At 70.3% G+C, this 21,996-nt stretch carries 18 protein-coding genes; 4 read left to right on the forward strand and 14 right to left on the reverse strand.

Annotated features, from left to right (window positions below; genetic code table 11):
• Positions 1-4: 4 nt before the first annotated feature.
• The 3 genes from ACFYWQ_RS02090 to ACFYWQ_RS02100 form a co-directional block, all read right to left on the reverse strand.
• Complete coding sequence (locus tag ACFYWQ_RS02090) at positions 5-1,201, reverse strand: amidase domain-containing protein (protein ID WP_389511910.1); 1,197 nt, start codon at positions 1,199-1,201, stop codon at positions 5-7.
• A gap of 146 nt (positions 1,202-1,347) precedes the next feature.
• Positions 1,348-2,634 carry a hypothetical protein gene (locus ACFYWQ_RS02095; RefSeq protein ID WP_389511911.1) on the reverse strand — a complete coding sequence of 429 codons (1,287 nt, stop codon included), beginning with the start codon at positions 2,632-2,634 and terminating at the stop codon, positions 1,348-1,350.
• A 45-nt stretch (positions 2,635-2,679) separates the two neighbouring features.
• A complete protein-coding gene (locus ACFYWQ_RS02100; RefSeq protein ID WP_389512861.1) occupies positions 2,680-4,869 on the reverse strand; it encodes a transglycosylase domain-containing protein in 2,190 nt (729 codons plus the stop codon).
• Between the two features lie 288 nt (positions 4,870-5,157).
• Here ACFYWQ_RS02100 and ACFYWQ_RS02105 point away from each other — a divergent pair, with 288 nt between their 5' ends.
• Entirely contained in the window at positions 5,158-5,382 is a 225-nt protein-coding gene (locus ACFYWQ_RS02105) for a zinc ribbon domain-containing protein (RefSeq protein WP_389511913.1), read from the forward strand.
• A gap of 33 nt (positions 5,383-5,415) precedes the next feature.
• Here ACFYWQ_RS02105 and ACFYWQ_RS02110 read toward each other — a convergent pair whose 3' ends face one another.
• From ACFYWQ_RS02110 to ACFYWQ_RS02120, 3 genes are read right to left on the reverse strand one after another with little or no spacing between them, the layout of a single operon-like run.
• The gene (locus ACFYWQ_RS02110; protein ID WP_389511916.1) at positions 5,416-6,225 is read right to left on the reverse strand and encodes an HAD family hydrolase; all 810 of its coding nucleotides are present in this window, start codon (positions 6,223-6,225) and stop codon (positions 5,416-5,418) included.
• Positions 6,225-8,717 (reverse strand): phosphoribosyltransferase, encoded by a 2,493-nt coding sequence (locus tag ACFYWQ_RS02115; RefSeq protein ID WP_389511917.1) that lies wholly within the window; start codon positions 8,715-8,717, stop codon positions 6,225-6,227. The genes ACFYWQ_RS02110 and ACFYWQ_RS02115 overlap by 1 nt, the downstream gene beginning before the upstream one ends.
• A gap of 39 nt (positions 8,718-8,756) precedes the next feature.
• Positions 8,757-9,932, reverse strand: a complete 1,176-nt coding sequence (locus ACFYWQ_RS02120) for an HpcH/HpaI aldolase/citrate lyase family protein (RefSeq protein ID WP_389511918.1) — start codon at positions 9,930-9,932, stop codon at positions 8,757-8,759.
• Positions 9,933-10,127: 195 nt separating this feature from the next.
• Here ACFYWQ_RS02120 and ACFYWQ_RS02125 point away from each other — a divergent pair, with 195 nt between their 5' ends.
• Positions 10,128-10,892: a TerD family protein gene (locus tag ACFYWQ_RS02125; protein WP_389511919.1), complete on the forward strand. Its 765-nt coding sequence runs from the start codon at positions 10,128-10,130 to the stop codon at positions 10,890-10,892.
• A gap of 90 nt (positions 10,893-10,982) precedes the next feature.
• Here ACFYWQ_RS02125 and ACFYWQ_RS02130 read toward each other — a convergent pair whose 3' ends face one another.
• The 6 genes from ACFYWQ_RS02130 to ACFYWQ_RS02155 all read right to left on the reverse strand — a co-directional run bounded on the left by ACFYWQ_RS02130 (position 10,983) and on the right by ACFYWQ_RS02155 (position 15,500).
• The gene (locus ACFYWQ_RS02130; protein ID WP_389511920.1) at positions 10,983-11,720 is read right to left on the reverse strand and encodes a Tellurium resistance; all 738 of its coding nucleotides are present in this window, start codon (positions 11,718-11,720) and stop codon (positions 10,983-10,985) included.
• Positions 11,721-11,817: 97 nt separating this feature from the next.
• Positions 11,818-12,963, reverse strand: coding sequence for a DUF475 domain-containing protein (locus tag ACFYWQ_RS02135; protein WP_389511921.1), 1,146 nt, complete (start codon positions 12,961-12,963; stop codon positions 11,818-11,820).
• A gap of 74 nt (positions 12,964-13,037) precedes the next feature.
• Positions 13,038-13,613: a TerD family protein gene (locus tag ACFYWQ_RS02140; RefSeq protein ID WP_389511922.1), complete on the reverse strand. Its 576-nt coding sequence runs from the start codon at positions 13,611-13,613 to the stop codon at positions 13,038-13,040.
• A 101-nt stretch (positions 13,614-13,714) separates the two neighbouring features.
• Positions 13,715-14,290 carry a calcium homeostasis/redox stress adaptation protein gene (locus tag ACFYWQ_RS02145; RefSeq protein ID WP_389324771.1) on the reverse strand — a complete coding sequence of 192 codons (576 nt, stop codon included), beginning with the start codon at positions 14,288-14,290 and terminating at the stop codon, positions 13,715-13,717.
• A gap of 140 nt (positions 14,291-14,430) precedes the next feature.
• Positions 14,431-14,889: a peroxiredoxin gene (locus ACFYWQ_RS02150; RefSeq protein ID WP_389511924.1), complete on the reverse strand. Its 459-nt coding sequence runs from the start codon at positions 14,887-14,889 to the stop codon at positions 14,431-14,433.
• Between the two features lie 173 nt (positions 14,890-15,062).
• The gene (locus ACFYWQ_RS02155) at positions 15,063-15,500 is read right to left on the reverse strand and encodes a DUF3052 domain-containing protein (protein ID WP_266396452.1); all 438 of its coding nucleotides are present in this window, start codon (positions 15,498-15,500) and stop codon (positions 15,063-15,065) included.
• A 347-nt stretch (positions 15,501-15,847) separates the two neighbouring features.
• Between ACFYWQ_RS02155 and aceE the strand changes: the two genes are divergently transcribed.
• Positions 15,848-18,595, forward strand: a complete 2,748-nt coding sequence (gene aceE / locus ACFYWQ_RS02160) for a pyruvate dehydrogenase (acetyl-transferring), homodimeric type (RefSeq protein WP_389511926.1) — start codon at positions 15,848-15,850, stop codon at positions 18,593-18,595.
• Between the two features lie 412 nt (positions 18,596-19,007).
• On the opposite strand, the gene ACFYWQ_RS02165 is transcribed toward aceE, so the two are convergent.
• Positions 19,008-19,313: a small hydrophobic protein gene (locus ACFYWQ_RS02165; RefSeq protein WP_389511928.1), complete on the reverse strand. Its 306-nt coding sequence runs from the start codon at positions 19,311-19,313 to the stop codon at positions 19,008-19,010.
• 232 nt (positions 19,314-19,545) lie between these two features.
• Positions 19,546-21,165: an MFS transporter gene (locus ACFYWQ_RS02170; protein ID WP_389511929.1), complete on the reverse strand. Its 1,620-nt coding sequence runs from the start codon at positions 21,163-21,165 to the stop codon at positions 19,546-19,548.
• A gap of 134 nt (positions 21,166-21,299) precedes the next feature.
• On the opposite strand from ACFYWQ_RS02170, the gene ACFYWQ_RS02175 reads away from it, so the two are divergent.
• Complete coding sequence (locus ACFYWQ_RS02175; protein WP_389511930.1) at positions 21,300-21,950, forward strand: TetR family transcriptional regulator; 651 nt, start codon at positions 21,300-21,302, stop codon at positions 21,948-21,950.
• The last annotated feature ends 46 nt before the right edge of the window (positions 21,951-21,996 follow it).

Genomic DNA, 21,996 nt, shown 5'->3' on the forward strand with positions numbered 1-21,996 from the left:
CCGGTCAGGTGCGGTACGCGTAGTACGCGGCCGTGGGGTACGACGCGATGATGCTCGCCACCGACCTGCTGTAGGTGTTGGTGGAGTGGTACGTCACGTACGGCACGCCCTGGCTGCGGGACGTGACGATCATGGTGTGGTCCTTGGAGCCGTCCTTGTCGAAGTCGACCTGGAGCACGTCGCCGACGTCCAGCTGGTAGACGTTGGCGAGGCTGGTCGTCCGCTTCGAGTTCTGGGCGAACCAGGACCACTCGTTGACGCCGACGAACGAGTCCGACTGGATGTCGGCGTTGCCGAACCACTTGGTGTAGTCGTACACGTAGCCCGGGACGTGCTTCCAGCCGCCGGCCTTCAGGGCCTGGCTGACGAAGTTGGTGCAGTCGCCGCCGGCGCCCGCCCCGTTGAAGTCCGGGTAGGCGGTGTTGTAGCTCGACCAGTACTGCTTCGCGTACGCCGCCATCGCCTGGTAGTCCAGGCCGCTCGCGGTGAAGTTCTTCGCGTCGGCCGGGCCGGGGTACGTGGTCGACGCCTTGGGCGCCGACGGCGTGGTGGTCGCGGCCGTCGTCGCCGTCGGCGTCGCCGCGGTCATGGGCTCGACGGTCGGCTCGGCCGGCTGGTTCACCGCGAGGTAGCCCTCGTCGGTGTCGCGGACGGCGGTCAGCTGCCAGTCACCGTTGCGGTCGGCGGTGAAGGTCAGCTCGTGGTGGGCCTGGAAGCCGGTGGTGTTCGGCTCGTCGCCGCGGACCTTCTGGTAGGTGAGCGTCGTGGTCTCGGTGACCGCGACCTTGGCCTTGCGGCCCTTCACGCTCGTGGCGTCCAGGGTGACGGTGGTGCTGCCCTTGCTGTACTTCTCGCCGAGCTTGGCGAGCCGTTCCTTGCGCCGGTCCAGCGAGGACAGGGCGGCGTCCTCCTTGCGGGCCTGGCCCGAGGACATGCGCACGTCACCGGAGAAGCCGTCGGTCAGCGGCTTCTTCCCGTTCTTCTGCCCACCCGCGACCAGGGCGTCGGTGCGGTCGGTGAAGACCGCGTCCGCCAGCCGCTGGAAGGTGGCCTTGGTCTTGGCGTCCACCGTCGGGTCGTCGACGACGGAGGCGCCCGCGCTCCAGTTGGGCAGCAGTGCCACCCCGGCGACGACCGAGGTCGCCGCCGCCCCGAGTATCGCGGCACGCCGCCGCGTACGGCTCAGTTTCCTTGACTTCACTGATGTTTCCCCTCTTGCCCCGGCGGAGGGATGCCAGGAGAGGGCATCTTTGCATGGTGTCTGTGGCCGCTGTGAAGAGGGATGTGCCCGCGGACCGGAGGACGTTACTGGAACGTCACTCCCCGGCCCGCGGCCCCGCCCGGCGGTCACTGCACGACGGTCGACCAGTCCGGCGACTGCGCCGGGTCCAGGGTGCGCAGCCGCTCCAGCGTCTCGGGCGTCTGCACGTCCATCCAGTCCGCCAGCTCCTTGAAGGAGACGCACTTGACGTCCTTCTTGGTGCACACGTTCTTGATGACCTCGTCGACGGCGTTCATGTAGATGCCGCCGTTCCACTGCTCGAAGTGGTTGCCGATGAACAGCGGGGCCCGGCTGCCGTAGTAGACGCGGTCGAAGCCGGCCATGTAGGTGTCGGTGGTCTCCTGCTGCCACTGCGCGTACATGTCCGGGTCGCCCTCGGTCTCGCCCTCGGACTGGTTGTAGAGGAAGTTGAAGTCCATGGACAGGCCCTGGTAGTCGCCGTTCTCGTACGGCAGCATCTGGAGCGGGAAGTCCCAGATGCCGTTCTTCTTCGTCGGCCAGATCTGGAAGTCGCCGGCGGAACTGGCGTCGTAGCGCCAGCCGTAGCTCTTGGCGGCCTTCAGCAGGTTCGCCTGGCCCTCCAGGCAGGGGGCGCGGCCACCGGTGACCTCCTTCTTGAAGTCGAAGGGCAGCGGGTCCATGTCGGTGTAGCCGGTGTTGGTCTTCCAGTTCTCGACGAAGGAGTAGAACTGGTCGATCTCGCTCTTCCACTCCTCGACGCTCCAGTCGCCGCCGCCCTCCTCCCCGCAGAAGTGGCCGTTGAAGTGGGTGCCGATCTCGTTGCCCTCTTCCCACGCCTTGGCGAGGTCCTCGAGCGTGGTGCGGATGTGTTCGTCGGTGGGGAAGCTGATCGCCGCGGAGCCCTTGGGGTGCTGGGGCGGGCTGTAGAGGTCGGCCTTGCTCTTGGGCAGCAGGTAGATGCCGGTGAGGAAGAACGTCATGTGGGCGTCGTACTTCTTCGCCATCTCCCGGTAGTGGGTGAACAGCCCGTCGTCGCCGGCGAGCGCGCCGTCCCAGGAGAAGACGACGAACTGGGGCGGTTTCTCACCGGGCTTGAGCGGTTCGGCCTTCAGCTGGCCGTCCTGCGGGCCGGTGTACGAGGTGGAGCCGTCCCCCAGGACTTCGGTCTTGCCGTCCCATTCCGGCTCCCCGGACGCCGCCGAGGTCGTCCTGTCGTCCCCCGAGGACGCGGTCGGCGTGGTGTTGTCCGTGCGGTTGAGCACCAGGTAGCCCGCCGTCAGCGAGGCGACGACGAGGAACGCCGCCAGGGTCAGGAACCCCGGATGGAAGGCGGTGCTGCGGCTGCGGCGCGTTGCCCGGGCCTTGCGGCGGCGGCCCGACGGTGGCTTCATTGCGGCTCATTCTCCAGGCGGTTGGGGAGGTGGCCCGCTCGGTGGTCAGCCGAGCGGGTTCATGGCACCGGACCAGATGTCGTAGGGGACGCTGTCGTCGCCGGTGCCCGCGATGCCCTTCAGCGGCAGTGGTTCGAGGCTCTCGGCCAGGTCGATGCGGTAGACGACGACGGCCGTGGAGACGGACGAGGCGGTGCCCACGTACCAGGCGGCCGTGTCCTTCTCCGTGGTCCCGGCCTTGCCCGCCACCTCCGCACCGGCCGACGCGGCGTCGGGGTGGGCGGTGCGGAAGGAGTCCGTGAGCGCGCTGGTGACCTCTTCGGCCACGTCGGCGCCGACCGCCCGGGTCGGGTCGGGCAGATCCAGCCGGACCTTGGTGCCGTTGTGGGTGATCTGCCGCACCGAGTAGGGCTCGGTGTGCTTGCCGGCCGCGGCGAAGGTGGAGTAGCCGCTGGCCATGCGGATGGCGCTGGGCGTGGAGCTGCCCATGGACAGGGCGGGGACCTGCGCGCCGATGCTGGAGGACAGCAGTCCGGACGCCTCGGCGGTGGCACGCACCTTCTCCAGGCCGACATCCATGCCGAGCTGCATGAACGGGGTGTTCACCGACAGCGCCAGGGCCTGGTGCAGCGTGATGTCCCCGTACGACTTGTCGCCGTCGTTGCTGGCGGACACCTTGCGGCCGCTGCGGTCCCAGTACGGCCCTTCCGGTGTGGTCACGGGCACGTCGTCGTCACCGTCGTAGACGGACTCCCCGGTGATCGGGGTCGCCTCCCCGTCGCGGCTCTTCTGCACTCCGTGCTCCAGTCCGGCCGCGTACACGAACGGCAGGAACGCCGTACCGGCGGGGACGGTGGTGGCGTTGGACTCGTTGTAGCCCTGCGTACGGTGGTCGGGGCCGCCGTACACGGCGAGGATCCGGCCGTCGTCGGCCACCGACGCGGCACCGTAGTGCGCGGTCTTCGCGGTCTTCGGGTCGTCCTTCAGCGCCTTCTTGCGGGCCTTGGTGACGGCGTCGGTGAGCTCGGTCTCCAGGTCCTTGTCGAAGGTCGTGTAGATCTGGTAGCCGCCGAGGTCGAAGTCCTTGTCGGAGATCTTCGCGGTTTTCTTGGCGTACTGCGAGGCCAGCTCGACCAGGTAGTCGCTCTGCTCACCGGTGTCGTACAGCGGGTTGCTCTTGAGCGGCTCCGGGAACTTCTTGTACGTGGCCCGCTCGGCCGCGGACAGCTTGCCGATGACGACCATGCGGTCCAGGGTCCAGGACCAGCGTTCGACGGCCCGGTCGCGGTTGGCGCTGCTCAGGGTCGGGTCGTACAGGCCGGCGCCCTTCAGGAGGGACGCGAGGAAGGCGGCCTCGCTGGCGTTGAGCTTGCTGACGTCCTTGCCGTAGTAGGCCTGGGCGGCGCGCTGGATGCCGTAGGTGCCGCGGCCGAACCAGCTGGTGTTGAGGTAGCCCTCGAGGATCTCGTCCTTGCTCATCTGGTTGTCGAGCTTGAGGGCGATCATCGCCTCGGTGAACTTGCGGCTGACCGTCTGGTCCTGGTTCAGGTAGACGTTCTTGACGTACTGCTGGGTGATCGTGGAGCCGCCCTGGGTGTCGCCCTGGCCGATGGTGCGGAACAGGGCGCGGCTGATGCCCTTGAAGGAGATGCCGGGGTCGCTGTAGAAGCTCTCGTTCTCGGCGGCGAGGACCGCCCAGCGGACGTCCTCGGGTATGTCCTCCAGCGGCATCGCCTGCCGCTGCACCCAGCCGGTACGGGCCATGGGCGTCCCGTCGGCCCAGAAGTACACGTTGTCCTGCTGGGTGGCGTACGTGTTGAGGTCGTCGGGGATGTCGGTGGCCGCGTAGGCGACGACCAGGAAGAGGCTGCTGAGGCCCATGGCGGCCAGCGCGCCGCCCAGCCACTGCCGCCAGGAGGGCAGCCACCGGCGCCAGCCGGTGCGGCCCGGCCGCGGGTACTGCGGCCGCATGCGGCGGGCGTACGGCGTGACACGTGCGACCAGGGGGGCGAGGACCGCCGTCAGGGGGGCCAGCCGGGCGAACAGGGGTGCGAAACGGGTGCGGAGGGAAGGCTTCGGCGCCTTGCGCCGGCTCCCCGCCGTACGGGTCCTGCCCGTCGCGGCCGACTCGCCCGATGAGTCGGCTACGCCCTCTTTGTCGGGTATGCCCTGTTCCGGTACCCGCAGTTGCATGGTCTCGTCCGCCTTGAAAGGCGTCGGAACCTTCAACTGCATGGTGGCGTCCGGCTCCTGGGGCTCCTCCCCCTGCCCCGCCTGGGTCACGATGTGTCTCCCTCCGCACTGACGTATTGCTCGCGTAGGCAGACGTACAGACGAACGAGGGTCCGACATGGTTGCCGTTGACGCGGCTGCAAACCCTGAATCCCCCCGACCTCGCGGTTCTCGCGGCGCTCTCAAATTACCAGCGCTCTTCGCAAACTCTCCACATAAGAAATCGACAGAAGCGAACACCATCGAAACGGATGGGCCCACATCGTCGCAAAGGCGGATTAGCCTGTGAGCATGCCTCGCTACGAGTACCGCTGCCGGACCTGCGGCGACACCTTCGAACTGAGCCGTCCCATGGCCGAGTCCTCCGCCCCCGCCGACTGCCCCGCCGGTCACGGCGACACGGTCAAACTGCTGTCCACGGTAGCCGTGGGCGGCACCGCCTCCGCCCCCGCCCCCACGCCGGGCGGCGGGGGCGGGGGCGGAGGCGGCTGCTGCGGCGGGGGCTGCTGCGGCTGACGGCACGGCCCTCGGCCGGTGCCCGGCCGGGGGCTACCTTTCGCGGGCCTCCCTCAGGAACTCCCGCAGGATGCGCTCGCCCGCCAGGACGCCCCGCTCGGGCAGTGCCGTGATCCGGGGTGCCGTCCAGGCCGCGTCGGCGAGTTCGCCGTGGCCCGGGCGCCAGCCCCGGTCCGCCGCCAGCAGGAGGTCGGCGTCGAGGAGCGAGTCGCCCGCCGTGAGCGTGAGGCCGGCGCCCGTGCGGCGGGCCACCTCGCGCACGGCCGCGCTCTTGGTGAGCGGCTTCGGCACGGCGTAGAGCTTGCGGCCCTGCACGGAGACCGTCCAGCCGCGGTTCTCCGCCCAGACCGCCAGCTCCTTCACCCACTCCTCGGGCAGCAGCTCGCGCTCCACCACGAGGTAGGCGAACAGGTCCTCGGCGATGCGCTGCTTGCGCAGCCAGAGCGGGTCGGAGCAGGCCGCGAGGTGCGCCTGCACCTCCGCGAGCGGCGCGCACTCGTCGGCCAGCCGCGTGGTCACGGCCGTGTGCCAGTCGTGGTCGGACACGCCGTCGACCAGCAGATGGCCGCCGTTCGCGCAGATCGCGTACTTCGGCGCGGGACCCGGCAGGTTGATCCGCTGGTACTGCTTGCGGGTCCGGGTGGTCGTCGGCACGAACACCGCCGCGTCCCCGAGCTCGGTGAGGAGCCCCGCCGCCGTCTCCGTCAGGTACGACAGCGGCCGGCTCTCGTGCACCTCCACGCAGAGCAGCCGGGGGGCCCGCGCGTCCGGCATGGTCAGCGCGAGGGCCGCCGCGGAGTAGATGAGCGTCCGGTCGAGATCGCTCGCCACCAGGACCGGCATCAGACCGCCACCGCCTTGCCGTCGGCGCCCGTCGCACCCCGTGTGTACCGCGGGTGGATCAGCCCCACACAGCTGTACGGCAGCTCCCCGACCTCCTCCACCGGTACCCCTCTCTGCCCGGCCAGCAGCCGGACGTGGTCCAGATCGGCGCCCGCCCCGGCCCGCGCCAGGATCTTCCACGGCACCCGGCGCAGCAGCACCCGGGTGGTCTCGCCGACGCCGGGCTTGACGAGGTTCACGTCATGGATGCCGTACTCCTCGCTGATGCGCTCCACTGCCGCCCAGCCTTCCCAGGTCGGCGTGCGGTCACTCGCGAGGAGTTCCTTCACCGCGACGTCCACCGCGTCCCCGACCTCGGGGAACCGGGCGGAGACCGCGTCCAGGAAGGCGCCCGAGACGTCCGCGCCGAGGAGCTCGCGGTAGAACTTCGCGCCGTGGAAGTCGTCCGGCCCGACCAGGTCGGCGCGCAGCACGGTCCGCGATATCAGTCCCGAGACCGTGGAGTTGAGGCAGGCGGAGGGGATGAGGAAGTCGTCGCGGGTGCCGTACGTGCGCACGCAGGAGCCCGGGTCGGCCAGCACCGCGATCTCCGGGCTGAAGCCGGCCGCGCCGCCCGCGGCCTCGAACTCCTCGATCGCCACGGCCAGTTCGCGGGTGATCGCGCCCTTGCCGGTCCAGCCGTCGACGAAGACCACGTCCCGCGGGTCGTGGTGGGCGGCCAGCCAGCGCAGCGCGTTGGCGTCGATGCCGCGGCCGCGCACGATGGAGACCGCGTAGTGCGGCAGGTCGAGTCCGTGGCGGTGGTGGGCCCAGCGGCGCATGAGCACGCCGACCGGGGTGCCGGCGCGGGCGAGGGAGACGAGGACCGGGCGGGGCACGGCGGTCCCCCCGTCGGCCGGGGGCCGGGAGCGGGGGAGCTCCGCGATCACGGTCTCGGTGACCACGCCGACCGCCTGCGCGATCCGCGCCGCGGACGTCTCCAGAGCCGCGTGGAACAGCTCCTGGTACTGCTCGCTGGGCTGGTACTCCACCGGCAGCGACTCCGCGTAGTGCGCGCCGCCGCTCTGGATGGCCTCCTCGCGCTCCTCGGTCGGCGCCTCCAGCGTCACCTCGGAGAGGTCCTGGAGCAGCCAGCCGACCTCGTCCGGCGCGTACGAGGAGAAGGCGGGACCACGGAGGGGCTCGGGCAGCATGGCGGTTCCTTCTCCAGGCGGGGCGTCGGCGTACAGCGGCTCGGGGACGTACGAGGGGACGACCGCGAGGACGACGTGCGGGGTGTGGGCGGCGAGCCGGGACAGCAGGCCCCCGAGGGCGTGCAGGTGCGGGGTGTCGGCGACGGAGTCGACGACGGCGACGACGGCGTCGAAACCGCCGCCGGCGACGTTGTAGGCGTAGCGCTCGCCGGGGCCGTCGGCCGGGTCGTCGTGCGCGGGGAAGACGATGCGGCTGCGGATCGCGTACCCGGGGTCGTCGACCGCGAGCACGGGAGAGCGGGTGGTCGTGGAGTAGCGCACCTCGGCGGCCACGGCCTGTTCCAGTTCCCGTGCCAGCCGCAACGGCGCGTACATCAGCTCCTCGAAGCCCAGCACCAGCACCCGCCGGGCGCCGTCGGGCAGCGCCCGCGCGAGCCGGGCGGCCATCGCGGGCAGCGCGGCCTCCAGCCGGGCCCGGTGTGCGGGGGTGAAGCCGTGGCGGCCGCCGTCGGGCAGTCCGCGCGGCCAGCCGAGGTCGACCCGGACGCACCGGCCGTACGGCTCGGCGTCCGCGTCCGCCGGGCCCTCGTGCCGGGCGACCAGTTCCTGCCCCTTGCTCAGGACGCCGTCGGGGAGGGTCACCGTGCCGGAGGCGGCCGCCACCAGGTCCACCCGGGCGCCGATCTCGCGGGCGAACTCCCGCAGCCGGTCCGCGTCGGCCGGGGAGCGCATGTCGACCAGGGCGACGACGACGTACCGCCGCCGCGGGTAGCGCTCGTGCAGGTCGCGGATGGTGTTCAGGACGGTGTTGCCGGTGGAGAACTCGTCGTCGACCAGGACCAGCGGGCCGTCGCCGACCAGCAGGGCCGGGTCCTCCGGCAGGAGCAGATGGGACGTGGCGTGCGAGTGGGACTCCTCGAAGCCGCCGGCCCGGGCGACCCCGGGCACCGGGCGGCGGGTGGAGTGCAGGCAGGGGGCCGTGCCGAGGCCGTCGGCGACGGAGTGGCCGAGGCCGGTGGCGGTCTCCGCGTACCCGAGGACGACCGCCCGGTCGGCCTCCTCGCCCAGCAGGTCGCGCACCCGGCGGCCCAGGGCGACGCCGTGGCCGTACACCACGGACGGCGACTGCGGGACGTGCTTGCCCAGCACGTTGGAGACGAGCAGGTGCGCCCGCCGGGGGTTGCGGCGCAGCGCCAGCCCCAGCAGTCCGGTCAGCTCCTCGTCGCCCGTGAGCCGGATGCCGAGCCGTTCGGCGACCCAGTTCCCGGACCAGACCCCGTTGTTCATTGCGTTGTTCATGCGTCCCTATGTCGTGAGGCGATGGCGTGGGGCGGGGCGTCAGGCGGGTTCGGCCGGGATGCCCGCGGCGAGCAGGTCGACGAAGCTGACGTCCTCGTGGGCGACGCCGAAGACCTCCGCCCGCAGCATGGTCCGCTCGGCCCAGGCCCGGTGCGGCTTCACCTCGTTCATCTTGTTCGTGTACGCCGACCTCAGCACTCCCCCGCCGCCTCGCTCCGGCCGCAGGATGTCCGCCGCGTCGCTGTACTCCTCGTGGCTGACGACGGACAGCGCGTGCACCGCCGGTACGTGCGAGGGGTGGATGCAGGTCTTGCCGAGCAGGCCGTTGGCGTGGTCGAGGGAGATCTCGCGCAGCAGCCCGTCCATCGCGTGCGCGATCAGCTTCTCACGCAGCTCCACGGCCTGTCCCTCCAGGAAGGGGCTGTGCCGCAGCATCGGCTTGAACATCCGCTCGGGGACCCGGAAGTACTCCCAGACGGGTCCGGTCACCGTGAAGCCGCTGCCGTCGGCCCGCCCCAGCATGTTCACCACGTCCGCGATCACGGAGGCGACGATCTGCACGTCGTAGGCGGTCATGTCGGGGGCCCGGCGCAGGCCGTACGTGGAGCAGAAGTCGGTCACGCCGAGGCGCAGCGCGAGGACCCGGCTGCGGTACTTGTCGACCGCGCGCGCGATGCCCTCCAGGGCGTCCACGCGCGTCTCCCGGTACATCAGTTCCGGGGTCTCCAGCACGGGCATGCCGAACAGCCGGCGTCCGCTCGACGTCTCGGCCCCGGTCAGCGCCTCCAGGAAGGGGATGCCACGCTCCTCGGTGAACTTCGGGAACACGAAGCCGCTCAGCAGCCGCACGGCCGGTCCGAGGCGCCGGACCAGGTCGGGGATCTGCTCGGGCGTGCGCACCCGGATGAAGAGCAGCGGCAGCTGCACGTCGTCACGGGCCGCGAGGCCGGTGAACTGCCGGACCAGGTTCTCCTCGCCCCGCTCGACGTCCTCGTCGCCGATGGAGTCCTCCAGGCACAGCACCATCGACACGACGCCGCGCGCGGCCTGCTTGAGGACGTCCTCGGCGAGCCGGGGACGGGTGGCCGGGCTGTAGAGCGTGGCGCCCAGCGCCGCGGCCAGCAGCCGGGCCGGGGAGTCGGCGTCGAAGACGCACGGCTCGCGGTGGAACAGGCGCTCCCGCACCTCAGGGGCGAGGTGCCCGAAATGACGCATATATCTCCCCCGTGGTGCAACGTAAGACTGTGGATTCGGTAAGCGGTGGCCGGTAATAGTACGTAGAGACCCGTGTCAGGGGTTCCCACTGGTCATGAACTCCAGGTAACGGGGACCGGCACAGCTGTGCCGGGCGCCGTGTACCCGATGTACCCCGCGTTGTCGTGAGCAGAACCGAGAAGGCAGGATGGCCGCATGACGCACGCGATGCTGAAGGGGTCGAACGTCCCGCTGGAGGCCACCACGGTGCGGGCCGTGCTGCGTTGGACACCCGGGCAGGGAGCGCCCGACGTCGACGCCTCGGCGCTGCTCCTCGGCCCCGACGGCCGTGTACGGTCCGACGAGGACTTCGTCTTCTACAACCAGCCGCGGCACCCGTCCGGGAAGGTCTGGCGGCTCGGCAAGAAGCGGGCCGGTGAGGACCTCACCGACACGATCCAGACAGAGCTGAGCGGTGTCGAGTCCGGCGTCGGCCGGATCCTCCTGGTCGCGTCGGCGGACGGCGTCGCCTTCGACCGCGTCCGTTCCCTCGGCATCCTGCTGTACGACGCGGCGGTCGCCGACGGCGCGCCCCTGGCGACCTTCGACATCCGTCCGGAGACGGGTGAGGAGACGGCGCTGATCTGCGGCGAGCTGTACCGCCGCGGGGACGGCTGGAAGTTCCGCGCCCTCGGCGAGGGCTACTCCAACGGCCTCCGGGGTCTGGCGACCGACTTCGGCATCTCGGTGGACGAGTCGGAGGAGGCGCAGTCCGCCGACCCCTCGCCCCGCCCCTCCCAGCCGCTCCCGCCGGAGCAGCCGACCACGGCCGTCCCCCAGCAGCCGCCCGCCTCCTACGGCTATCCGGCGAACCTCCCCACGCACGGCTACGGCTATCCGGACGCCGCCCAGCCCACGGCGGCCGTGGCGCGGGAGTTCCGGATGCCGCCGCAGGGGCCGCAGTTCATCGGCCGCCAGTGACCTGAGGGGCGGCGGGGCCCCGGGGGACGTCGCCGGCGTGCGCGCCGGGGACCCGCGGGCCCCCGGGGGACGGGAGCGGTGCCGGTGCGGTTACCGGTCGGCCTTCGTCTTGTACCCGCGCCCCCACTGGAGCCCCCACCCGTACAGCCGGTCCAGCTCCCCCTGGAAGCCGTACACGAACTTCACCTCGCGCCGCACCACCATCTCCCCCTTGACGTTCTCGATCATCACCACCGCGCACGAGCGGGCCTGCGGATGCCGTTCGTCGAGGCCTATCTCGATCCGCGGCCCGTTGCTCGGGTACAGCGTGACGATGGCGTGCGTTCGGTCGAACGCCGGTGTCTGGTCGTAGATGTAGACGAACACCAGCAGCCGCTTGATGGCGTCCCGGTGGTCGAGGTTGACGTACATCGTCTCGCCGGAGCCGGACCCGAACCGGTCGTCGCCGGTGAGCTTCACGTACGGCGGCGCGTTGACGTCGCCGAGGAATCCGCCCAGCGGCTGGACGACCCCCTTGGTGCCGTCCTCCAGTTCGTACAGGCAGCCGAGGTCGAGGTCGACGTTGACCATGCTCTGGCTGTGTCCCATGACCTCCGGCGGGCGCAGCGCCTTGAAGGGGTGGCGCAGCAGGCTCTCCCGCGGGGAGCCGCCGATGTCGGAGGTGCGCATGCGCCAGGTCAGGTTGATGCGCAGGTTGCCGGTGGCGGCGTCCTGCTTGGTGAGCGAGACCTGGCTGTGCCGTTTGGTCAGCTCGATCGCGTTGGTCGCGGCGCTGCCCGAGTCGAAGTCGGCTGCCCGACCGGGCCAGAGTCCGTCGAAGAAGCCCATTCCCGCCCCCTGTTGTGCTGTCGAAGACCGGCGGGGCGGCCCGAGGACACGTCCTCGACGGCCGCCCCGCACAGAGCGTTCCTCACCGGGAAGCTGATCACACCCCGGAAGTGACCTCGGTCTTCTCGTCCGAGCCGGTGTCGCCGCCGGCGGCCGCGAGGGCGCGGTTGCGGCGGACGGAGGACCAGAAGGACCAGGCGATCAGCACGACGCCGACCAGGCCGGTGATGATCTCGCTGATCTGGTACTGGATGGTGACCAGCAGGATCACCGCGAGGGCGCCGATGGCGTAGTGGGCGCCGTGTTCGAGGTAGACGTAGTCGTCGAGGGTGCCCTGGCGGACCAGGTAGACCGTCAGCGACCGCACGTACATGGCGCCGATGCCCAGGCCGAGGGCCATCAGGACGATGTCGTTGGTGATGGCGAACGCGCCGATCACGCCGTCGAAGGAGAAGGAGGCGTCCAGGACCTCGAGGTAGAGGAACATGAAGAACGCGGCCTTGCCGGCCAGGAGGACCGCGGAGCGGGGCCTGCCGCTGCGTTCGGCCTCTTCCTCGGCCTCGTGCTCGCGTTCCTCCTCCTCTTCGAGCTTGTCCTCGAAGTAGCCGGAGAGTCCGCCGACGATCATGTAGGTGATCAGGCCGGCGATGCCGGAGATCAGGACGGTCTCGGCCTTGTCGGCGTGGGTGCCGCCGTGCTGGTGGGCGTGGGCGGCGAAGGTCGTCGAGGAGATGAGCAGGACGATCAGCGCGATGCAGACCGACAGCATGTCGACCTTGCCGAGCTTGGCCAGCGGCCGCTCCAGCCAGGCGAGCCACTTGATGTCGCGGTCCTCGAAGATGAAGTCCAGGAAGATCATCAGCAGGAACATGCCACCGAACGCGGCGATCGACGGATGGGCGTCCGTGACCAGCTGCTGGTAGCGGTCCTTGTCGGTCAGGGCGAGGTCGACGGCCTCGATCGGGCCCATCGAGGCGCTGACCGCGACGATCACGACCGGGAAGACCAGCCGCATGCCGAACACGGCGATGAGCACGCCGATGGTGAGGAAGATCTTCTGCCAGAAGGCGTTCATCTTCTTCAGGATTCCGGCGTTGACCACCGCGTTGTCGAACGACAGCGAGATCTCCAGGACGGAAAGGATCGCCACGATACCGAAGGCGGTCCACCCCCCGTAGAAGACCGCCGCGACGAGGCCGAGCGCGGTGACCGCGAACGACCAGCCGAAGGTTTTCAGTACCACTGGCTACCCAATCCTGTCTGGGGGTCCCCCCAAGCGCAGCTCGGGGGAGGCTTTCCCTCGCGCTGTACTCGGCTTTACGAAACGTTGACTCCGAAGTCTAGAGCGATGCCCCGCAGTCCGGACGCGTACCCCTGTCCGACCGCACGGAATTTCCATTCGCCCTGGTAGCGGTAGAGCTCTCCGAAGATCATCGCCGTTTCGGTGGAGGCGTCCTCGCTCAGGTCGTACCGCGCGAGTTCCTGGCCGTCGGCCTGGTTGACGACGCGGATGAACGCGTTGCTGACCTGGCCGAAGGTCTGGCCGCGCTCGTCGGCCAGGTGGATCGAGACGGGGAAGACGATCTTGTCGCATTCGGCCGGCACCTTGGAGAGGTCGACCAGCAGCGACTCGTCGTCGCCCTCGCCCTCACCCGTGAGGTTGTCGCCGGTGTGCTCCACGGAGCCGTCGGGGCTCGTGAGCTGGTTGTAGAAGACGAACCACTCGTCGCCCAGAACCCTCCCGCCGGTGCACAGCAGCGCGCTGGCGTCGAGGTCGAAGGGGGCTCCGGTGGTGGAGCGCGCGTCCCAGCCGAGGCCGACCATCACCTGAGTGAGGTTCGGCGCGACCTTGGACAGGGAGACGTTTCCTCCCTTGGCGAGTGTGACGCCCATGATGCTGGTCCTCCCCGTAGGTCTTGCCTCTTCGGTTGTCCTGCGCGTCCGGCGCCGCCCGTAAACGGTGCGGCGCCGGACGGTGAGCGGGTGGGCCCGGCTCAGACGTTGACGCCGAAGTCCTGCGCGATGCCGCGCAGGCCCGAGGCGTACCCCTGGCCGATGGCGCGGAACTTCCACTCCGCGCCGTGCCGGTACAGCTCGCCGAAGACCATCGCGGTCTCCGTCGAGGCGTCCTCGGAGAGGTCGTAGCGCGCGATCTCCGCCTCGCCGGCCTGGTTCACGACGCGGATGAACGCGTTGCGCACCTGGCCGAAGGACTGCTGGCGGTTCTCGGCGTCGTAGATCGAGACCGGGAAGACGATCTTCTCGACCTCGGCCGGTACGGCCGCGAGGTTGACCTTGATCTGCTCGTCGTCGCCCTCGCCCTCACCGGTGATGTTGTCACCGGTGTGCTCGACGGAGCCGTCGGGGCTCTTGAGGTTGTTGAAGAAGACGAAGTTGGCGTCGCTGGCGACCTTGCCGGAGTTGTTCAGCAGCAGCGCGCTCGCGTCCAGGTCGAAGTCGGTGCCGGTCGTGGTGCGCACGTCCCACCCCAGACCGACGATGACCGCGGTCAGGCCAGGGGCCTCCTTGGTCAGCGATACGTTGCCGCCCTTGCTGAGGCTGACTCCCACGAGTCCTCCATGTGTGTCCAGGGGCGGGGAGCCCCGTCGTGCGTCGGATATCGGATCAACGAGTCGATCCTAGTGACGGGTTCCCGCCCCTCGCAGGCCCTGGAACCGAAGAATCACAGGGTGTCGGCCCCGGCCCGGGATCAGAGGGTGTCGAGTGCCGCGACGTACTCGCCGAGGTCGCGCGCGTCGGGCAGCGCGTTGACGACGGTCCAGCGCACGACGCCCTCCTTGTCGATGACGAAGGTGCCGCGCACCGCGCACCCCTTGTCCTCGGCGAAGACGCCGTAGGCGCGGGAGACCTCGCCGTGCGGCCAGAAGTCGCTCAGCAGCGGGTACTCCAGGCCCTCCTGCTCGGCGAAGACGCGCAGGGTGTGGACGGAGTCGTTGGAGACGGCGAGCACCTGGGTCTCGCGGTCGGCGAACTTGGGCAGGTTGTCGCGCACCTCGCACAGCTCGCCGGTGCACACGCCGGTGAAGGCGAAGGGGTAGAAGAGCAGGACGACGTTCTTGCTGCCGTGGAAGTCGGACAGCTTCACGGTGGCGCCGTGGTTGTCCTTGAGTTCGAAGTCGGGGGCCTTGTCGCCGACCTGGATCGCCATCGTCGTGAACCCTTTCGCTGGGCTTCGCCGGAACCGTTGCGCGCGTCCGGGGCGGGAGACCGCCCGGGCACGCCGGGAACCACCCTACGCAGCGGTCACGGCGCACTCGCGGACGGGCCGACGTGGCGTCGGCCCGTCCGCGGCGATGGGACCGGGGTTCTACCTCGACGAGGTCACTTCTTGGACTTGGCGGCCTTCGGCGTCACCAGCCGGCTGCCGCTCCAGTCCTTGCCCACGCTGACGCTCTTGCTGGCCGACAGACCCGCCGTCGTCGAGGCTTCGGAGATGTCACTCGGTTCCACGTACCCCGTCCGGCCGGTCTTCGGCGTGAGGAGGAGGATCGAGCCGCCTTCTTCGATGTACGTGGTGGCGTCCACCAGCGCATCCGTCAGGTCGCCGTCCTCGTCGCGGAACCACAGCACCACGGCGTCGGCCACGTCGTCGTAGTCCTCGTCCACCAGGTCGCTGCCGATGACTTCCTCGATGGACTCGCGGAGCTCCTGATCGACGTCGTCGTCGTAGCCGATCTCCTGGACCACCTGCTCGGGCTGGAACCCCAGCCTGACGGCAGGGCTCGTCCGCTCCTCCGCGTGGTCCGCGGTCGCGCTCACGGGTTGCCTCCTGATCATGTTTCGGGAATAACTCAGCCACGCGCGTGCGCGAAGCATTGGCCGTAGTCCACACGGGCGGGGCGGATCGCGCAAGTACCCGGCGGTTCAGACCGCCGAAACGGTGACGATCCGGGCCGTGTCGACGCAACTCCAGCCACACGATCGGGGCCATTGGTGACATACACCACACCTATCTGCCCTGTTTGCACGATTGGGAACCGTCGGTGGGTACGAGATTCGAACAACTGCCGGTTACCTCTCGGTAGAGGTGACGATCGCGCCCGCGAGGTACACGATGGGGAACGGTGCAGGCAGACGGAGAACCCAACGGAAAGTAAGGGAACAGCGTGGCTTCCGCATCCGATCGCAACCCGATCATCATTGGCGGCCTTCCCAGTCAGGTTCCTGACTTCGACCCCGAGGAAACCCAGGAGTGGCTCGACTCCCTCGACGCCGCCATCGACGAGCGCGGCCGGGAGCGGGCCCGCTATCTGATGCTGCGCCTGATCGAGCGGGCCCGCGAGAAGCGCGTGGCCGTGCCCGAGATGCGCAGCACGGACTACGTCAACACGATCCCCACCAAGAGCGAGCCGTTCTTCCCCGGCAACGAGGAGATCGAGCGGAAGATCCTCAACGCCACCCGCTGGAACGCGGCCGTGATGGTCTCGCGCGCCCAGCGGCCGGGCATCGGCGTGGGCGGCCACATCGCCACCTTCGCCTCCTCCGCGTCGCTGTACGACGTCGGCTTCAACCACTTCTTCCGCGGCAAGGACGAGGGCGACGGCGGCGACCAGGTCTTCTTCCAGGGCCACGCCTCGCCGGGCATCTACGCGCGGGCCTTCCTGCTCGACCGGCTCGGCGAGCAGAACCTGGACGCCTTCCGGCAGGAGCGGTCGAGGGCGCCCCACGGGCTGTCCTCGTACCCGCACCCGCGGCTGATGCCGGACTTCTGGGAGTTCCCGACCGTGTCGATGGGCCTCGGGCCGATCGGCGCGATCTACCAGGCGCGGATGAACCGCTACCTGCACGCGCGCGGGATCGCCGACACCTCCAAGTCCCACGTGTGGGCGTTCCTCGGCGACGGCGAGATGGACGAGCCGGAGTCGCTCGGCCAGCTGACCATCGCCGCCCGCGAGAGCCTGGACAACCTCACCTTCGTCGTCAACTGCAACCTCCAGCGGCTCGACGGCCCGGTGCGCGGCAACGGCAAGGTCATCCAGGAGCTGGAGTCGGTCTTCCGGGGCGCCGGCTGGAACGTGATCAAGCTGATCTGGGACCGCACCTGGGACCCGCTGCTGGCCCAGGACCGCGACGGCATCCTGGTCAACAAGATGAACATCACGCCGGACGGCCAGTTCCAGACGTACGCCACCGAGACCGGCGCGTACATCCGCCGGCACTTCTTCGGGGACGACCACCGGCTGCGCGCGATGGTCGAGAACATGACCGACGACCAGATCCTGCACCTGGGCCGCGGCGGTCACGACCACCGCAAGATCTACGCCGCGTTCAAGGCGGCCGTGGAGCACACCGGCCAGCCGACGGTGATCCTGGCCAAGACGGTCAAGGGCTGGACGCTGGGCCCCAACTTCGAGGGCCGCAACGCCACGCACCAGATGAAGAAGCTGACGGTCGACGACCTGAAGCGCTTCCGCGACCGGCTGCACCTGCCGATCGCCGACCGGGAGCTGGAGAGCGGGCTCCCGCCGTACTACCACCCCGGGCGCGACTCCGAGGAGATCCAGTACATGCACGACCGGCGCAAGGGGCTCGGCGGGTACGTCCCGACCCGTGTCGTGCGCGCCCGGCCGCTGGCCCTGCCCGACGACAAGACGTACGCGACCGTGAAGAAGGGCTCCGGTCAGCAGTCGATCGCCACCACCATGGCGTTCGTCCGGCTGCTCAAGGACCTCATGCGGGACAAGGAGATCGGCAAGCGTTTCGTACTGATCGCGCCGGACGAGTACCGCACGTTCGGCATGGACTCGTTCTTCCCGAGTGCGAAGATCTACAACCCGCTGGGGCAGCAGTACGAGTCCGTCGACCGCGAGCTGCTGCTCGCCTACAAGGAGTCGCCCACCGGGCAGATGCTGCACGACGGGATCTCCGAGGCCGGCTGCACGGCCTCGCTGATCGCGGCCGGCTCGGCCTACGCCACGCACGGCGAGCCGCTGATCCCGGTGTACGTCTTCTACTCGATGTTCGGTTTCCAGCGCACCGGCGACCAGTTCTGGCAGATGGCCGACCAGCTGGCGCGCGGTTTCGTACTGGGCGCGACGGCCGGCCGCACGACGCTGACCGGTGAGGGCCTCCAGCACGCGGACGGCCACTCCCAGCTGCTCGCCTCCACCAACCCGGGCTGCGTCGCCTACGACCCGGCGTTCGGCTTCGAGATCGCCCACATCGTGCAGGACGGTCTGCGGCGGATGTACGGCGAGACCGCCGACGGCCGGCCCGGTGAGGACGTCTTCTACTACCTCACCGTCTACAACGAGCCCATCCAGCACCCGGCCGAGCCGGCGAACGTGGACGTCGAGGGCATCCTCAAGGGCGTGTACCGCTTCAGCGAGGGCACCTCGGGGGCGGTCCCGGCGCAGATCCTGGCCTCGGGCGTCGCGGTGCCGTGGGCGGTGGAGGCGCAGCGGATCCTCGCCGAGGAGTGGAACGTGCGGGCCGACGTCTGGTCGGCGACCTCCTGGAACGAGCTGCGGCGCGAGGCCGTGGCGTGCGAGGAGCACAACCTGCTGCACCCGGGGGAGGACCAGCGGGTGCCGTACGTGACGCGCAAGCTGGCGGGGGCCGAGGGGCCGTTCGTCGCCGTCTCGGACTGGATGCGGTCGGTGCCGGACCAGATCGCGCGCTGGGTGCCGGGGCCTTACCAGTCGCTGGGTGCCGACGGCTTCGGGTTCGCGGACACCCGCGGCGCGGCGCGGCGGTACTTCCACATCGACGCGCAGTCGGTGGTGGTGGCGGTGCTGACCGAGCTGGCGAAGGAGGGCAAGGTCGACCGGTCGGCACTGAAGCAGGCCGTCGACCGGTACCAGCTGCTGGACGTCGCCGCGGCCGATCCGGGGGCCGCGGGGGGTGACGCGTAGCGGCCGGGAGCGGACGGGCCGAGGGGTGGCGAGGTCGGTGTCCTCGCCACCCCTCGGCGGGTACGGCTCCCTGCACCTGCGGTGCCTGCCGGGCTGGGCGGCCCTGGCGAGCCGTCGAGGACCGGGCCGATGCCCGCGGCGTTCTCCCGCCCCCGCCGCCCTTTCCCGTCCCCTCCCGGGGGCTCCGCCCCCGGACCCCGCTGTCGGCCCTGGACGGGCCTCGTCCTCAATCGCCGGACGGGCTGGGTGCTTGGTGGCTCGCCTCTCGGCCTACCGAGGCGGGCGGTGGGTGGGCAAAGGCCGGGGGTCCGGGGGCGGAGCCCCCGGGGAGGGTACGTAAAAGGGCGGCCGGGGCGCCTCGACGCCCCGCACCGCCCGGTGGGTCACAGGCGGCCCCGCACCGCCCGGTGGGTCAGAGCAGCCCGTTGCCCGGCCCAGCCGCTCCCGCGAGCCAGACGACCGCCAGGAGCGTGTCGATGGCGCCCAGGACGACGGCGACCAGGGCCGGTACCGGGCGGGGACCCGCCCAGGTGCGGCCCATGGCCAGCCAGCCGCAGACGATCGCCGCCGGACCGAGCACGATCCCCAGCGTGAAGAAGCCGGCGACCGCGCAGACCAGGCCGATGATGCCGAGCGTGGCGCTGTCCGGCCCGCTCCGTGACCACGTCCGGCCACGTGAGCGGGGGTACCTGCGTGTGCCGCCACCAAAGCCCGTCATCGTCGACTCCCTTGCCGTCAAGGTTGCTTCGATGGTTCGGGTATCCCGTCCCGGCGGTCCCATACCCCCGTGGCCCCGGGGCCGGCGGCGCGCTGTCCCCCTCCGGCAGCGCGCCGCAGCCCGGGCCGCCCTCCCATCCGGAGGGCTTGACCCACTGTGACCTGCGGCACGTGCCGGGGGCGAGGGACCTTTAGCGTTGTCACCCTGATAGGGGAACTTCCTTGAAGTTCCGTCAGATGTGGCCGACCCCCGCGCCCGCCTCCGCGTTCTCGCCGCGCTTGGTGAGCAGGGCGACGAACACCGCCACCACCGCGACGCCCGCCGCCACCAGGGACGCGAGGCTCATGCCGGAGATGAAGGTGTCGTGGGCGACGTCCGTGATCTTCGCGGCGATCGCGGCCGGGGTGCCCTGCGCGACCGGCGCCACACCGACCTGGACGGCCTCGGATGCCTGGTCCAGCTGCTCGGGGGTGAGCTCGGGCAGGCCCGCGTCCTTCCAGTTGCCGGCCAGGTCGCCGTCGACCTTGGAGGCCATCACGGCGCCGAGGACGGCCGTACCGAGGCTGCCGCCGATCTGCATCGCGGCCTGCTGGAGACCGCCGGCCACGCCGGAGAGCTCCATCGGCGCGTTGCCGACGATGACCTCGGTGGCGCCGACCATCACCGGGGCGAGGCCGAGACCGAGGAGGGCGAACCAGACGGACATGATGCCGCTGCCGGTGTCCGTCTCCAGCGTGGACATGCCGAACATGGCGATCGCGACGCAGACCATGCCGCCGGCCAGCGGGACGCGCGGGCCCAGCTTGGTGATCAGCGCGCCGGCGAGCGGCGAGCCGACGATCATCATGCCGGTGAGCGGGAGCAGGTGCAGGCCCGCGTCGATCGGGCTCATGCCGTGCACGTTCTGGAGGTAGAACGTCACGAAGAACAGGCCGCCCATGAAGGCGATGGCCATGAGGACCATCAGCACGACGCCCGCGGACAGCGCGACGGAGCGGAAGAGCCCGAGCGGAACGAGCGGCTCGGCGACCCTCGTCTCCCAGAACGCGAAGGCGGCGAAGAGGACCACGGAGCCCACCAGGAACGCCCAGGTCCGGCCGTCGCCCCAGCCCCACTCCGGCGCCTTGATGAGGGCCCAGACCAGGCAGAACATGGCCGCCGACAGCAGGGCGATGCCGAGCAGGTCGAAGGAGCGCGGGGCGTTCTCGGCGCGGTGGTCGAGCAGGATCAGCACGCCCAGGCCGAGGGCGACGACGCCGACCGGGACGTTGATGAAGAAGACCGACTGCCAGTTGACGTGCTCGACGAGGACGCCGCCGAGGATCGGGCCGCCGGCGGTGGAGGCGCCGATGACCATGCCCCAGATGCCGATGGCCATGTTGAGCTTCTCGGCCGGGAAGGTCGCGCGCAGCAGGCCCAGAGCGGCCGGCATCAGCAGCGCGCCGAAGAGGCCCTGGAAGACGCGGAAGGTGACGACCAGCGCGATGCTGTCGGAGAGGCCGATCGCGCCGGAGGCGGCGGCGAAGCCGACGACGCCGATGAGGAAGGTCTGGCGGTGCCCGAAACGGTCACCGAGCTTGCCCGCGGTGATCAGGGAGACCGCGAGGGCGAGGAAGTACGCGTTGGTGATCCACTGCACCTCGGCGAAGGTGGCCCCGAGATCGCTGGCGATCGCCGGGTTGGCGATCGCCACGATGGTGCCGTCGAGGGCCACCATCATGACCCCGAAGGCGACGGTGATGAGCGTGAACCACGGGTGCCCGCGCAGCCCGCCGGCCGGCTGCTGGTCCGCCGGAGTGAGGGGCGCCTCGCCCCCCGGGCCCGACGGGTCGACGGTGGTCTGACTAGTCATACGATCGAGGCTAGTGACAGCCACTGACAGTTGACAAACCAATTCACAAGTCGGTAACTGTCACGTCACCCGCCCCTCGCTCGCGCTGGACGGAACGAACGGACTGGACGGACGGGGGCGTACGGAAGGAAGACATGCTCGTGGTGGAGACGTCGGCGGCGATCGGCCTGCGCGAGCGGAAGAAGCGGCGCACCCATGACGCGCTGCTGCGGGCCGCCCTCGAACTGTTCACCACACGCGGGTACGAGCGGACCACCGTCGACGAGATCGCCGCCGCCGTCGACGTCTCGCAGCGCACCTTCTTCCGCTACTTCGCCGGCAAGGAGGAGGCCGCGCTCGCCCTCACCGAGATGACGGTGCGGCGCTTCGTGGAGGAGGTGCGCGCCCGCCCGCCCCACGAGCCCCCGATGGAGGCGCTGCGCCAGGCCGTGCTGAACGGCTGGTACTCGATCCACGAGGTCATCGAGTCCGTCGCGTCGGTCGAGCTGTACCTGCGCATGTACCGGGTGATCGAGTCGACCCCGGTCCTGCTCGCCGCCCATCTGCGGCGCTCGGCCGAGACCGAGGAGGCGATCGCGCGGGTGCTCGCCGTGCGGGAGGGGCTCGACGTGGACGCCGACCCGCGGCCGCGGGTGGCGGTGGCCGTCTTCGGCGGGGTGATGCGGGTGACGGAGCGGCAGTGGAGCCTGGGCGAGGACTTCAGCGTGGACGGCATCCGCGCGCTGACCGCGCGGTACCTCGACCAGGTGGGGCCGGCCCTGCTGGGCAGCTGGCGCACGGCGTGAACGGCGGCGGTCCGCAGGCCCTGGGAGACGGCGGTCCGTAAGCCCT

The organism is Streptomyces sp. NPDC003247, from assembly GCF_042888135.1.
Classification (GTDB): domain Bacteria; phylum Actinomycetota; class Actinomycetes; order Streptomycetales; family Streptomycetaceae; genus Streptomyces.

What these genes read in the sequence shown, in the direction of transcription:
- ACFYWQ_RS02095 (WP_389511911.1), bottom strand. Translation starts at nt 2,634, where the DNA reads ATGAAGCCACCGTCGGGCCGCCGCCGCAAGGCCCGGGCAACGCGCCGC.
- ACFYWQ_RS02100 (WP_389512861.1), bottom strand. Translation starts at nt 4,869, where the DNA reads ATGCAGTTGAAGGTTCCGACGCCTTTCAAGGCGGACGAGACCATGCAA.
- ACFYWQ_RS02105 (WP_389511913.1), top strand. Translation starts at nt 5,158, where the DNA reads ATGCCTCGCTACGAGTACCGCTGCCGGACCTGCGGCGACACCTTCGAA.
- ACFYWQ_RS02110 (WP_389511916.1), bottom strand. Translation starts at nt 6,225, where the DNA reads ATGCCGGTCCTGGTGGCGAGCGATCTCGACCGGACGCTCATCTACTCC.
- ACFYWQ_RS02115 (WP_389511917.1), bottom strand. Translation starts at nt 8,717, where the DNA reads ATGAACAACGCAATGAACAACGGGGTCTGGTCCGGGAACTGGGTCGCC.
- ACFYWQ_RS02120 (WP_389511918.1), bottom strand. Translation starts at nt 9,932, where the DNA reads ATGCGTCATTTCGGGCACCTCGCCCCTGAGGTGCGGGAGCGCCTGTTC.
- ACFYWQ_RS02125 (WP_389511919.1), top strand. Translation starts at nt 10,128, where the DNA reads ATGACGCACGCGATGCTGAAGGGGTCGAACGTCCCGCTGGAGGCCACC.
- ACFYWQ_RS02130 (WP_389511920.1), bottom strand. Translation starts at nt 11,720, where the DNA reads ATGGGCTTCTTCGACGGACTCTGGCCCGGTCGGGCAGCCGACTTCGAC.
- ACFYWQ_RS02140 (WP_389511922.1), bottom strand. Translation starts at nt 13,613, where the DNA reads ATGGGCGTCACACTCGCCAAGGGAGGAAACGTCTCCCTGTCCAAGGTC.
- ACFYWQ_RS02150 (WP_389511924.1), bottom strand. Translation starts at nt 14,889, where the DNA reads ATGGCGATCCAGGTCGGCGACAAGGCCCCCGACTTCGAACTCAAGGAC.
- ACFYWQ_RS02165 (WP_389511928.1), bottom strand. Translation starts at nt 19,313, where the DNA reads ATGACGGGCTTTGGTGGCGGCACACGCAGGTACCCCCGCTCACGTGGC.
- ACFYWQ_RS02170 (WP_389511929.1), bottom strand. Translation starts at nt 21,165, where the DNA reads ATGACTAGTCAGACCACCGTCGACCCGTCGGGCCCGGGGGGCGAGGCG.
- ACFYWQ_RS02175 (WP_389511930.1), top strand. Translation starts at nt 21,300, where the DNA reads ATGCTCGTGGTGGAGACGTCGGCGGCGATCGGCCTGCGCGAGCGGAAG.